Origin of the sequence: Arenibacter palladensis, assembly GCF_900129275.1 — a bacterium.
GTDB classification, from domain to species: domain Bacteria; phylum Bacteroidota; class Bacteroidia; order Flavobacteriales; family Flavobacteriaceae; genus Arenibacter; species Arenibacter palladensis.
In genome coordinates, this window is the sequence record NZ_FQUX01000002.1 from 710,700 (window position 1) to 725,269 (window position 14,570).

Here is a 14,570-nt window from a genome sequence, read left to right on the forward strand (position 1 = left end):
CAGCTCACGACAAGTTCGGTGTCACTTCCCTCCTATCCCTTCGACTTAGCTCAGGACAGGCTTTGGCTCCTATAATAAGAGTGCCTTTAGCTTTAAAGATGAAAGTTTATAGAAAGAAAAAAATCAAATAAGATGGTATCAACTTTACCCGCGCACTATCCCGCTGAAAAAAGCGGGATTAGTTCAACTTTCAATTTTCAGTGCTTCTTACTGACTTCTCAAAATTGAATTTCACTAATAATACAATCTAAAATCTAGCAATTTGCAGGCATTGTAATGTCTTTGGTGCAACTCTTCTACCACATCCAGCATATTATCATCTTCTTTAAATAAGTTGAAGAATGCCTTATCAAGATTTGCGCTACTTATTCCATTAAATTCCTTACCGTAGCCAGAAACACCTTTTGCTCCTGTGATATCCAAAAAATATTGTGCTTCCTCTTCGTCCAAATCCAGCACTTTTGCATTTGAAAAATGTAAAATCTTGCCTTTTAACCTTCCTTCAAATAGTTCTGCAATTTCCTGCAAACTATAGTAGTAGCCATTTAGGCAAATACTATTGGCCTCACCGGAAATGACCAAATAGATGATTTCATAATCCTTAAAATGATGGTCGTCCAAAACCAATGCATTTAGGCTATCTTCCAATCCTTCAATGGTGTCGCAGGTTTTATATATGCTGGCTACCCCATACTTCATGGCCAATTGCCCCAGGTTTTCCTGTGTTTCGGTAACCTTGTCCGTTTCTATGTCTGGAACACCTTCCAAACAATAAACGAAATAATCTGTATCCATAAATTGTTCCTGGGGCAACTGACGTCTTTTCTCTAGCAAGTTTTTGAAATTATATAAAGTATGTTCAACACAAAATTACTGCAACTCTTCTAGTTTTTCAGCGTTTTTAACTAAAATACCATTCCACATACATTACCCTCCTTCCTGCCCTTGGCAAGGCAATAAGTGCTCTATTATTTTTTGAAAGAAGTTTTTAGAAAGAAAAAAATCAATGAAGATGGCCAATTTTTAACTGCTCTTATTCAAAATCAAACCCCTGGCCATCTCCAAGAGTAACTTTTTTTCTTGAAGAGATCTTTTTAAAGGCAGTTGGGCCAAACCTATCAATCGGCGCATTATCTCTATGCCGGCCACTTGGGCCAGTAATTGTTCGTTCAGCCTACCAGGATACCCTACTTTTATTGTTCGGAGACAAGCCATATCCATCGTAATCATAATACTATGTGCCGCCAGTACCCCTATGTCGAATTCGGCAAATCCCATAAAGCTGAATTCTGGATCAATTACATAGATGTGGTCTCCTTTTGTCATCCAACTCCCAGGATAATAATCACCGTGCAAAAGAACATTGCCCTGGGACAGATATTGTTGTCCCACCTTGGAAATCTCCTTTTTTAATGTTTTATCAGTTCTATACCCAAGCGCTAGTTCCTCTAGTCCGTCCTGAATGGTATATAGGGAGAAATCACTTGCTTCCAAAAATGGCAGTACAAATATGTGTTGGTGATTAAGTAAGCGCAACTCCATATTTTTAGGGTATTCCAAAGGTTTGGATTTATGGATTTGCGAAGCAATATCCAAAAGCCGATGTAGCTGGGAAGTTTTGATATTTCTTTCATCATATAGGTATGACATATCCTTACAATCCCCCAAGTCTTCCAATATCAATAAATGATGGTCTGCATTATAGGTTAGAATTTCAGGAATATGGGATTCAATTGCCTTATTTGTAACTGCTTTGTAAAATTGATACTCTACGTCAATACGCTCAATGGGCCCCATTATCTGCGGATATTTTTGAACAAAAGGACGCGATTGCTTTACAATAAAGGAACGCTTATTGGTACGGATTCTAAGGACAACGTTCATGTTGCCCTCACCGGGCTTTTCAACGGAGAGAATTTGTTCGTGTTTTGGATCAAAAAAACCAATATTGCTTAAACAATTCCCAACATGCAAAATTGAAGTAGTAGCGTCTAGGTACATACTGTATTTTTATATTTTTTTTAAGCTTTGCCAGAAATCTGTTTTCATATTTCCTACCTCCATTTCGGTATGGATATTTATTAGGCGTTGCGTATTTTCTTTAGGCGTCATAAAAGTTTCGGTTTTGGATAATTCGGGATGTGCGAGTGCTTCTATGATAGAGACATCCCACATAATCCAGCTTTTCTTTTCCGGATCGTCCTTGGTCCACCAGCGTTCATAGGTTTCCCATCGGTTTATAAGATAATCGGAGACACCTCCCCTATTCTTTAAATTGGCATCTACTTCCGCTTTTGTAAACACCAGGTGCTGGCTGGTAGTTGCTGTCATTATAGTAAGATCAAGACCTTCGGTATTTAGCAGAATCTCTACCGCTTTAGGGTCGTTTCCTGAATTGAATTCCTTTTTGTCATACATATTGGTTTCCACATTATGCCAAAAACCAAGATAGTGTACTTTCAATTTTGGTATAATGGACGGATCCTCCAAAATTGCACTGGCAATATTGGTACAAGGCCCTAAAACAACTACATTCAATTTTCGACCGACACGCATTTTATGCGCCATTTCAACTATAAACTGTGAAGCAGGAGAACTGGCCGGTTCTGCAATGTTCCTTAGGGGTACATTACTCCCCAAAGGAAGCGGAATGGCCTTCTGCCCCATTAACTGAAGTATGCTTTCATTAATTCTTTGGCTTTCATAAACACTGCTATCCGTTGCCAATGGTGAGGTATGAAACTGGGCCGAAGTAAGGCCCAGAATATTGAACTTGGGCTCTACAATTGCCCGTACGATGGCATAAAGATCATCTACCTCATTTGCCGTATCGGCATCAATAATGATGGGTAACCGTCCATCATTTACCTGAGCTTCTACACTGATATGTGCGAAAAGGAATAGTGGAATTATAAATTGAAGCAAAGCGATGCGAATAGCTTTATGATAATTTAGGGTTTTAAATGTCCGGAGTTTATTGTTTTGCTGCTGCATTCAATCTTTCTATAAATGTTGATCCTGCGTTTGGTCGTACAAATGGATGGAACATTACCAATGTAATATTGAGAACATATATTTTTTAAAAGTCTATAGGCTGGGCAGATGCTCGATACTATATAGCAAATTAGGGAATAGCACAGAAATTGCACTATTCCCTAATTTGCCTACATAATCTACATCTACCCACCGGGTAATTTTCATTGTCTTAGTCTTCCTTTTATTCCACATCCTGTACAGAAGCCCATAAATTAATTGCTGTTAGCTATAAAGAATTTCCATCCATTATATGTCACCTTGCCATTCAACTTCGTTTAAATTTCTATTTGTCACAGTTATTAAAAGACAATCACCTCAGATTTTGTTTAGAATACTTAGGCAAGGTTACTTGGAATGGGTTGAAAGATTGGCTTAAACAAAACAGTACGGTCAACATCTCCAAAGTCAGCCTGATTACTTTCAGGGAATATTAAATTTCCACGATTGTTAGCTTGTAAGAAAGTTAATAATGCTGGGGGAATTTCCAAATCCCCTGAAGCATTTGGCTGCCCAAAGACCTCAAGAAATGAATCTTCAGAAAAATTACCAGGAGTTGTACCATCAATATATCGATCAAAAAGACGTTTCCAGTCCTCAAACCATTGAGCATCCAATATCTTTATTACTGCCCATACGGAGTTTAAGTGATGCTCATCCCCAGCATTGTCGGTGCCATTCACCACCCTACTGTGTAGGTCATCATACACTTCCATGTTAACCTTACCATCTGCTGTAAGTAGATACTTCTGCTTGCCAACTGTGTCATCCTCTCCTGTGAGGTGTGCGGTGTTTCCTCCGATCGTCATAGCAAACCTATTGCCTGCACCGTCTGTTGTAAGTTCTAATACCATATCTGCATGTGAAGTAAATTCGCTTCCCCCAAATGACCATTCTCGATTCTCGAACTTAAGGCGTGGCATACCAGCAGCTACCCTAAAGAAATCTTCATCAAAATTCAGCTGGGTTCCTGCCCTCGATTTTACAATGATATCACCCACATCAACACTAACCTCGGAAGGCCTGAAGAGCCAAAATGGTTTAGCGTAATCCCTGTTCAACCTATTTATAAGGGCCTGAGTAGTGTAGCGAGAATGACCATTCCACAGGTAAAATCCTTTGTCCCTATCGAATCCGGCTTCACTCATCAAATAAGAAATAAAAGAGGCGCTCCATGCTTCGGTATCGTTAGCGTAGGCCAAGGCTCGGTCCTCATGAAAACGGTCGTTACGTTCTGGCCTCGCGGCCACAATATAGGCCTTAAGTTGGTCCAATAAAGTTGCTTGCAAAGCATGACCAGAGCCAGGTATCGCTTCGCGTTCATCAATCCTGCCGGCATCGGGGTCGGCCTGATTTGATGCCCAGAGAAGGTATTCATTCCTGCCCTCCAGTATTGCGGTCGCCCTTCCGATGTTAATTCTATTTACTTGCTCTTGGGCCCATTCAATTGCCTTTTGCTTTAAAGCTTTATTGACAATAACCTGGTTGCCAGGTGCAAAGGGATCAAAAGCATTGCCCCCTATAGGAACCTGAGCCAAAAGTTGGGATGTATCCATAGTAGGGCTGCTTACTTTTATGCTTTCCGTTTCACCGTCTGAGCTGACCTTTGTGTATTCAATATCTTTTCGACCACCGCCAGAGCCTTGCGAAGTATTTACTTCTGCTATTTTGTTCGCTACAGATTTATCATCACTTGGCTTGCTCTTTGTCAAATTTTTGGCAGCGCTGGTATAGGAATCGAGCACATTTTTGATCTTTTCCTTGGCTTCATCATTAGATAGAAAACCATCCTTGTTTAACTTTTTAATCTGCTCAATTTGTTTGGCCCCATCTTCTTTTTGATTGGCCATAACTGCCAAATTCGCAAAGTCCTTGGATATACTCGCCAAATCCGTTACACTTTTAGAAGTCGTCTGTAAAGCACCCAAAGCATTGGCTTGGGTACCTGCCAGGCCGGTCATGTCCCTAAAGGCATCACCCTTGCCAAGTAGCCCATAAGCCGCAGCCAAGCCAGTAGGATCTGGAGCAGCAGGGGCATTCTGCATATTGATAATGCTACTTGGAAAGTCCTTAGGTTGCAAGTCGCCCGGATCACTGCGTCTACTGGCCGTAGATACTGGTTCAATGGCCGTTGGCGAAGTACCGCAAGGCTCATCGGAAAAGCGCCAGTGCCTAGTTTCGTCTATCTCTTCACAGCTGTTGCACTGACCCATCACAGATTCTGCATACACGCCCTTGGTGGGTACACTAATGCGATATGGGTCGGGTTTGGTGGTTGGCTGGTAATATTCCAATAAATTCTCAACGTTTTTGAAAACCGGATCCAATCGTTCACCTGGAATTACTTTTAACACCAAATTGTTGCCAACAATGCCCATTACCCTGTTTTCAACCACACTGGCCACACTCCTACCCCCGCTATGTGGTGCAATATAGCCATCAAGGAGTCCAAAAAGCCTACTTGAATCGATGCTTGACCAGATAATTTTATGTGACATTTCCAGATACTCGTTTAAAAAGGAAACAAGGGCCCTTGCTGCGTCCCTATCCTCCTTTCTAGGATTCCGTTCTTCCCGACTGTTCATGGGGGTGAATATAAGCGCTGCATCGGTAACCACCCTAATTCCGCCCAAATTTATAGTCAAAGTGTTGATGATGTCGTTACTTATTCTATTGTTCTGAATAATATATTCGCTCAAATGATTGGTGCGATACTGTAAATAGGCAGAGCGCAATATAATCTTAGAGGTAGGTTTCACAATGGTATTGGCCCTGAACCGCAGATACTTAATTTGCCTTCTTGTAATGCTTGGCACACTGGCCGTATTAATACTAACGCGTAAGGGAACCCCTTTTCTATAGTTGGATAGCAGGGTAACATCAAATGGGAGCTCATGCTCCGTTCCATTGTCTGCTACGGCATAAAACAACATAGTGTCTATAAAACCCCTTACGATATCCGGGGCGTATTGTTGTTCAAAAATGGCATCTTTTTCCGCCTCGGTCAAAGGCACTTCCCTTTCCAGGTGAAATACCATTTTACCAAAAAACCATGGGAAAGGAATATTTAGATCGTATTCCTCGGTCTTGGTAGCCTCGTCAATTTCTTTTATAAAAGGTCGGTCCAACTCAAACGAGATGGTAAAATGTCCTGTAAATTCATGAATCATTTCGTCCGCATAGCTTCCAATGGGCAAATCCGAGTCGGCATAATTTGATTCTATACGCTCAATAGCATCAAACCCGCGTCGCAATTTTCTACCATATATCGCCCTGCTTAGGGTATTTTTCCACCGAAGGACTTTTTTGAAATCGAAATGACCTAAGGGCATAGGTACAAAAAGACATTCCTGTACATCTACCAATTCCTGCTCTATGGCATAGTGCTTTAATACTTCAAAATATTCAACTGTCACGGCATGGCAGTGATTGTTGTTTTTGATTACCTCTGTCTGAACATTTACGGATTCGTTTTGTCCTACTGTCTGAATTACCGTGCTACGCTGGCTTCTTAGGCTTGATGCCGACTGGGAAGTGTTGTCCTGAAGACTGTTCAGGGTATTGGCAGAAAGGTTGCGTGATGAATTTTGATTTGCGGTCGATTTTGAGGAGGCTCCTGAGTGTGAAATGCCACCGGCGACCCCGAAGACCACGCCACTAACAAAACCGCCTACTCCACCTCCAATTCCGGCACTTGTTGATTTCGTTTTGTTTGTTGAAGATGCAGTAATGGATTCTCCAAACGATGAGCTCATTATCTCGGTAATATCCCTATCCCTTGATATTTGGGCTTCCAGCTCTTCTGAGACAGTTTGCGCCTCAGTTCTAGAGCCAACTTCCGTTCTGTCCCAATCTACAATCGCTATCTGCTTTTCTTGACAGGGGGCCAGGGGAAGACTGTACAACAAATCTCCCAGGGAGTAACCCGCAGCCTTCCATTTTTGTTTAAAATGTAGGATATGGCCATGGGCAATGGTTGTATTTTCATAAATGGTTGGGGTCTCATCCCAATCTATACTATTCTCCACGGTCAAATCTACCCTACCGGGATGATTCTGTATATAGGCCCTTTCCAACTCCTCAACCCTCCTAATGGCACTATAGATCTGTCGTCTTAAAGTGGTAAGGGTGCTTTTTATTTCATCATAATTTTCAAAGAAATAGTCATCGTCAAGTTCGGTGGCAAAACTTAAGTTGGAGGTATAAAAAGTATGGAACTCATCCAATAAATCGAGGAAGGTAGAAATACTGTGCAAAAATATGGTATAGTACGCACGTATTTCCAAAATCTCTGCCAAGGTAAAAATGGACTTGTTTTTTAAGGTCTCCTTAAGATCATTGAACTTTTGAATAAGGCATAAAATCCCCATAGTATCAGGTTTGCTAGCAGGTGGACAAGGTTCAAATCCAAGATTTGATCCGTCTTCGGCCCTAGCAAGTTCAACGATTATCCGACGCAAATAACCCAACATGTTTTCCTTAAGTTGACCGTTCAAATCAGCACTGTCAATGGCCTGTATAAGGGCCTCGACCTTTTTCATGGCCGAGGTAAGTAATTTTTTATCCACGGAATTGCCATCAATAAGTTTGTCGAGCTCAAGAATCGCGCTGCTGTACAGCTTATTCACATTGGCAGCCAAATTCAATTGCGATTTTATTTGCTCTACATGTCCAAGTGTAGATCTAAGCTCCTCCCTATCTAGACTGCCTTTTGCGGCTAGTTCCTCACAATAGCTTTTTGCAGCTTGTACCCCTGTTTTCCCACAATATGCTGCAGCCAGTTTTTGATGTAAGTCGGATAATTTTTTCTTTTTCTTTAGCTGTTCAGAAGCCAGTTTAACAATATCAAATGGTCTTAACTTGTTAGTTGCGGCTATTAGATCGTTGGTTTTTATGGCGAACTTCGATTTGATTCCAGTGTCGATTTTTAATAGATAATTTGGAAAAGCGGTGACTGTTTCCTTACTGCTTCCATCATCAAAACTGATATTGGACTCCTGGCGTTTTTCAACCGCAGAATCTTCTTCGATGGTATATGGCACCATTGAGAGTGAGGTAAATGAGTTATTGAGTCTACCAATAAGCTTAAAGGCATGATCGGAGATATCCAGCAACTCATTTTTGATGTTTCTAGATTGTTTCGAATTTATAGTAAGGCCCCTAATTTCCGGCTCGGTAGTACGTACTGTATGGAAGAAGCTGAACTCTTCAAGGGTTCTATTGGGAATGGTGAAATCCACGCATTTACCGCCAATATCCTGAGAAAAAGCATTGGAGTTTACCAAATCATCCCCATCGGGAAGAACGGGGACCTTTTCGCCACAGCCACAGCCATCTTCATCCGATAAACTGGACAAATCTGCAACTAGTATAATATTTTTGGGTAGCTTATTGTTTTCCAGTGGGATACTAATTGGATGACCCTCGTTGCCCGCAATTACACCAAATGCCTGTTGAACACTTTTGTTAATTACTTGTCCATAAAAATAACCCTTGGCATCTGTAGTAGCGGTAAAGATGGCCTCAAACTTGGCCACATCGAACGTGGCGGCAGCTTCATTGCTGACCATAACCAAAACTTGTAGTCCAGAAGTTTTGGAATCCCCCGAAATATCAATGACCCGTCCGCTCAATTTTTTCGAAGCCTGTTCGGCAGGGGATGACTGATTAAAGGTAATTTCTTTAGGGTTGACCTTGATATCCAATGTCTGACTATCATCATCTGCACCAATGGGTATTTCTGCAGTTTTTAAGGCTCCATGGGTATACCCCTGCCTTCCTAAAAGTTCCCCATCTGGGGCATACACCTCTATAGTTACCAAATCGTTTGCCAGTAATTCTTTCTTGGGCACATATAATCTGAAACGTCCATCGGGTTCTACATCTGCACGATCCTTACTAAAAATAGCATGACCGGAAATCTGTTGGGTATAGCTCACTTTTAAGAAGTGGCCTGTGTACTGATCGGTTACGGCGGAGCCATCTAATGGCACAAGTTTACCATTGGCACTTACTCTTTCCATGTTGTAGTAGATTAACTTTATTGTATTTTATGAAATTTTGACTTGGAGGGAGCTGCTAAAGGGTTTATGATGAATTGAAGTGCATTTCAACTCGAGTACCCTTTTTATAAATCGCTCTTAAGTTACTTTACAAAATACATTCTTGTAAGATAATTTGTACAAATGGTAGAGAATTTTGTATTGTTTACAAAATGAAGAGTTGACGCATTTGTAAATTTGGCCAGAAAAAAATAAAATCAACGGTAAGGTTTATCCATTGGCCTTCATTAGCTTTTAACTGCTAATGCCCTTCAGCACCCATTACCTAACCAATTGTTTTACAAAAGACAGGTTTAGCAGTTTCCAACTCCCCCCTATTTTTTTATACACTTCGGTCACGACAAACGGATTGCTCACCTCCTTACCACCTACTTCGGCCAATAGTGTAATGTTGCTGAGCAAAACGGCGGTATCACCCAACACTTCTACCGAAGCTTCGTGTACCGTAGCTTTCTTGTACCATATGCCACCGCTCTTAATAATGTCCAGTTCCCGTTCCGTGCCCCATGAACCTCCCATATGCACATACTGGGCGTCTTTATGAAAAAGCTGACCCAGTTTTTCCGTGTCCTTATCGGCCATCCATTGCCATTTATCCTTTGACAGTTTTAAGAGCTCTTCGTTTACTGAATTTGGCGCTTTTATGGCATCATATTCAGCCTGTGTTAACTCGTTCGTCCATACGGTAGGTGTTTTTCCACTTATGGCCAAATAGGTAACAGGACTATTGGGAGTTGCGCCATGCCAATGCTCCACGTTGGGAAGACATTTTACTACGTCGCCCGCATGAATTACCTGCACCTCTTTTCCTTTTTCTTGATAATAACCAATGCCGTTGGTAATCAATAATTGTTGCCCATCGGGGTGTACATGCCAATTAAGAAATGCCCCCGGGGCAGATACTGCCTGTGCTACATGATAGCCAAAAGTTCCATCGGCTTGGGTAACATGACTTAGCCATACATCTCCTTTATGGTGTACGTTGGGTGCGAGGTTTCCTTTCGCAAAAACAGATTCTTGGGCATTTAAAAAGTTGATTGCCACTAATGCCAAAATCAAATTGATCGTCCTTATTTTTTTCATATTATATATTCTCTAAAGTGTTCTTACATTGTATTATTCAATCCTTCTTTCTAAATCATGGATTTCCGTCGAATCAAAATTAATTGAAGAAAGTCAGAACGCTGTACCTAAGTTACGGATGTTCATACCATTATTACAGATTTCACCTTAGGTTTTGATTTCCTGAATATCAAATGGTTAACTTTATAATAAATACAATAAGTAGTGAAGAATATTTTAGAAATTAAAACGGTGGCAAACTATTTTAAGCTGCGCAATTGCGAAGTATTGCATCCGTTGGTAGGTATTGTAGATTTTGACAAAGTGAATGAAAATGAATACCCCAATACCTCTTATGATGCCTTTCACTTTGGTTGCTATGCCATCTTTTTAAAAGATGCCGTGGGGTGTAAGATTAAATACGGTGGTAAATCCTATGACTATGACGAAGGAACCCTAGTTTTCATGGCCCCCAACCAAACGATTGAATTGGGCGGTTATGACCCTAATTTTGTTCCCAAGGGCTATGCCCTGCTTTTTCACCCTGACTTACTATTGGGTACCGCCGTGGCCAAAAAGGTAGTTGAGTACAACTTCTTTACTTATTCCAGCCATGAAGCTCTACACCTTTCTTCCAAAGAACGAAAAATTATTTTGAGTTTGCTGGACAAAATCCAGTTTGAACTGGAGCAAAATATGGACAAACACAGCAAAAAATTGATTGTTGCCAATATAGAACTGTTCTTGGATTATTGCCTTAGATTTTATGACCGACAGTTTCTGACCCGTGAAGTGGTAAATCAGAGTGCTTTGCAAAAATTTGATACACTGTTGGTTGACTATTTTTCATCGGAAAAACCCAAAACCTACGGATTACCTTCGGTAGGTTATTTCGCAGAACAATTAAATCTATCACCTAACTACTTCGGAGATCTTGTAAAAAAAGAAACGGGAAAATCGGCCCAAGAATATATACAAGGAAAACTCATAAATATAGCTAAGGAAAAAGTTTTTGATCCGAGCAAATCTGTAAGTGAAATTGCCTATGAATTGGGGTTTAAATATCCCCAACACTTTAGCCGATTGTTCAAACAAAAGGTTGGTTATTCGCCTAAGGATTTTAGGTCATCCATAAATTGATCATGGTTTTAATATATCTACGCGCTCCCCTGCATAAAGCCATTTACAAATAAACTTTTAATCTTCTTTCTAAGGGGAATTGAACATCTCTTTGGGAGAAGTTTTGGTATGAACTTATACAATAAAAGCTCCAACCTTGCAGCCAGAGCTTTTACAAACATCAACCAAATGAAAAACTATTTCTTGTTAATTAAAGGCCCAATGCCGTAATGGCCGGATCATCCACAGGGAAAGCATAAGCCCGCCACGGCCTGTTATAATCGTTGTTTTGCCAAAGCACCTCCCCGCTAGCACTTACCTCCCATAGGGTCCCTGTGCCTTCGGAAATAAGGGTATTGCCATTGCTCATACGAACACCGCTACCCAAGCCGTTGCTGTACAAATCGGAATCCGTAAATTCCCAAGTAATTGACGGCTCATTATCCTGCCCGGCAACCAATAAGTAAGGAGGGTTTAATTCATACTCCACAACCGCAGATTGCCCATCGTACTTATTATTGGCAAATACCAACATTTTGTTTCCGTCAAAAAGATTGGGAAAATGCACCCTGTTCAAGGTTACTTCACCTACGTTGTCATAAGCCAAGGGGTTTCCAAAACGATAGACCAAATCCCCGCCCAAGCCGTAATTACCACCCGCGCTTGTTGCCGCTTCCTGGGAAGTGGTACTGTGGTCTATGACCCAGACTTCACTATAAAAATTTACCGTAACGTATATTAGATCATTGGTTTCATCCAAGGTGATGCCGTTAAAGTGGGTGATATCACCATCGGTCTGATCGTTGTTGTAGTTGATATCAATTTTATTCGGATTATCCGCCACTACGCCGTAGTTTGCTTTGCTACTGTCATAATCCTGTACAATATGATCTTTGGTATGCCATTCCCATACCACCTCTTGGGTAAGCGGATTCATTTCTATGATGGCATCTGGATAGATATCAAAATTGCCAGAAAAACCCATATCAGCAGCTTCACTGGAACTTACTTCTTCCCAGACCGGAAAAATAATATTTCCATTGGATAGGTAGTTAACGTCATGGTGCGCTATATAGGTGGAACTGGAGTAGCTTACCTCCCACGCTAAAGTCTGGTCCGCATTGATCTTTCTGAACTGACCGCCATAACCACCAAAGTTAATAGACGGATTATTGACCTTTATGGTTGTCACCAAACTGCCATCGCTATATAATTTTGCATCGTTTCCCAAATTATCTCCATCCATATCCCATTCGAAGAGGGTATCCCCATCGTGGTCTATTAAAAACACCCCATCATCAGGAGCCACGGCCAAAATATAAGAATCCAAATCAATACCACTACTATCATCTTCTGTAGTTTCGGTGTCGCTGGTTTCCTCTGTGAGATTTACGGCTTCCGTATCATCACTACTGCAAGCGGTTAGGGCAAGTGCCGCAATACAAAGTGGTATAAACCTCATTTTAAATCCTGATCTTCTCATTTCTTACTGTTTTTAGATGTTATCATTGTTTTAGAAAGCACAACTAGTATTTAGTTGTGTTTAAACATTAGATACCACCCTATACCTGAAGTTTAAATGGGAATGTGGATTATCAGCGAATGATACCGAAGTTTCAGTAAATGGATAGTTTTTATCAGCGAAATAGTATCCTCTTTTTGTTGTACGGGGCGAATGGCATTTAATATTTAACGTACTTATGGTTTCCAATGTTCCGGTCTTGGAGACTACCGCTTATGACTGCGGGAAGAAACGGATACTTAAACCTTAAAAAAAGTTCGTATCTTCAATACTACCAATATAATCATCTGAACCCTAATTGTATGAGCCATATAAAAAGACGCACCTTTATGAAAAATGTGGTTACAGCAGGAGTTGGCGCCACAGTTCTACCTATTAATTCATTAACTGCCAATAATGTGAGCGAAAAGTTAGGGTCCGAATGGCCAAAACCCTCTACCGCCTCTAAAAAAATAATTGTCGGGGGTGCAGGTATTGGTGGTTTGTGCTGCGCTTACGAACTTATGAAAAAGGGACATGAAGTTGTTGTACTGGAGGCATCCGGTAGACACGGCGGGCATGTATACACCACACGTGATGAATTGTCGGACGGACTTTATGGGGATTTTGGTCAGGAGCACATTGTAAAACCTGGTTATGAAAGATATTGGGAATACCTGAAGGAATTCGACATTACGGCACTTCCCTACCCCAGGAGAAAGAATATAAAACGAAGGATCAATGGGAAGTTCTACACCGAAAAAATGCTCCAAGACCAAGAGGTTTTGAAAGATTTTGGATTTAACAAAAGGGAAATCGCCTATTTATCTACGCATCCGTGGTCCGATTTGAAGTCACTTTATACCAAGCCATACTTGGATGTCTTTAAAGATGAATACCAACCTTTTCAAGTTGGTTACGATGCATTGGACAAGGTACCCATGTCCGATATTTACAAAAAGGAAGGAGCTTCCCCTGCAGCATTGGCCTTTTTAGGTGGAAATAACTCTTCTGCGCTTTATGAATTGTGGTATGCCGCAATCCTGAAAATTCGGGGTGTGGCCACCTATCCCACAGAAGTTTATAGATTAAAGGGGGGAAACCAAATGCTACCGAATGCCTTTGCCAAAAGATTGGGCTCCAGAGTGTGGCTTAATTGCCCCATTACCTCCATAACCAACGGCGAAAAAGGAGTAAGCGTTACTTATGAACGGCAAAAAGAAATGAAAGAAATTAGCGGGGATTATTTTGTGAATTGTATCCCGCCCCCAACCCTTAAAAAGATACCCATTACCCCTGCACTATCGGAGAAAAAGCAATATATCAACGAAAACATCACCTATGATTCTTATCAGCGGTTTGTTTTTCAGGCTAGCTCCAAGTTTTGGGAGGATGACGGTTTTGAGGATATCAATATGAGTTTGGACCATCCGGATCTATGGGAAGTGTGGCAATCTGCAGAAGAAGTGGATACCCATAGGGTTATTGTGTTGGGCACAGGACCAGGAGGAGTTTCTCCCCAACGTGCATTGGCAGCCTTTCGTGAAGTTTATCCTGGAAAAGGGGATACCATAGAGTTGGCGGTGGGACGGGATTGGACAAAACAAAAATATTCGCCAAACTGTGAAAGAACCGCCTTTCCTATTGGAGAACTTAATAAGTTTTGGCCACATATTATGGCATCTGAAGGACGTATCCATTTTGCCGGGGCTTATGCGGATAACCTTAATTGGGGCACAGAAGCAGCGACCAGATCGGCCAACCGCGTGGCAGAAACCATTCACCAACTTTAA

The 14,570-nt window shown here is 41.2% G+C and carries 8 protein-coding genes; 2 read left to right on the forward strand and 6 right to left on the reverse strand.

Translation table 11 applies throughout. The features are described from left to right. Positions 1-234: 234 nt before the first annotated feature. The 5 genes from BUA60_RS09050 to BUA60_RS09070 form a co-directional block, all read right to left on the reverse strand. On the reverse strand, positions 235-834 hold the full coding sequence (locus tag BUA60_RS09050; RefSeq protein ID WP_072861413.1) for a DUF6642 family protein: 600 nt from the start codon (positions 832-834) through the stop codon (positions 235-237). Positions 835-1,023: 189 nt separating this feature from the next. Next, entirely contained in the window at positions 1,024-2,001 is a 978-nt protein-coding gene (locus BUA60_RS09055) for a phosphotransferase (protein WP_072861414.1), read from the reverse strand. A 9-nt stretch (positions 2,002-2,010) separates the two neighbouring features. Beyond that, complete coding sequence (locus BUA60_RS09060; protein WP_072861415.1) at positions 2,011-2,994, reverse strand: nucleoside hydrolase; 984 nt, start codon at positions 2,992-2,994, stop codon at positions 2,011-2,013. Positions 2,995-3,371: 377 nt separating this feature from the next. Beyond that, positions 3,372-9,056, reverse strand: a complete 5,685-nt coding sequence (locus tag BUA60_RS09065) for a DUF2272 domain-containing protein (protein WP_072861416.1) — start codon at positions 9,054-9,056, stop codon at positions 3,372-3,374. Between the two features lie 300 nt (positions 9,057-9,356). Next, positions 9,357-10,178 carry a DUF4440 domain-containing protein gene (locus BUA60_RS09070; RefSeq protein ID WP_072861417.1) on the reverse strand — a complete coding sequence of 274 codons (822 nt, stop codon included), beginning with the start codon at positions 10,176-10,178 and terminating at the stop codon, positions 9,357-9,359. Between the two features lie 204 nt (positions 10,179-10,382). Here BUA60_RS09070 and BUA60_RS09075 point away from each other — a divergent pair, with 204 nt between their 5' ends. Beyond that, positions 10,383-11,297: a helix-turn-helix domain-containing protein gene (locus BUA60_RS09075; RefSeq protein ID WP_072861418.1), complete on the forward strand. Its 915-nt coding sequence runs from the start codon at positions 10,383-10,385 to the stop codon at positions 11,295-11,297. A 190-nt stretch (positions 11,298-11,487) separates the two neighbouring features. On the opposite strand, the gene BUA60_RS09080 is transcribed toward BUA60_RS09075, so the two are convergent. Continuing rightward, positions 11,488-12,759 carry an aryl-sulfate sulfotransferase gene (locus BUA60_RS09080; RefSeq protein ID WP_084532546.1) on the reverse strand — a complete coding sequence of 424 codons (1,272 nt, stop codon included), beginning with the start codon at positions 12,757-12,759 and terminating at the stop codon, positions 11,488-11,490. Between the two features lie 341 nt (positions 12,760-13,100). Here BUA60_RS09080 and BUA60_RS09085 point away from each other — a divergent pair, with 341 nt between their 5' ends. Then, positions 13,101-14,570 carry a flavin monoamine oxidase family protein gene (locus BUA60_RS09085; RefSeq protein ID WP_072861420.1) on the forward strand — a complete coding sequence of 490 codons (1,470 nt, stop codon included), beginning with the start codon at positions 13,101-13,103 and terminating at the stop codon, positions 14,568-14,570.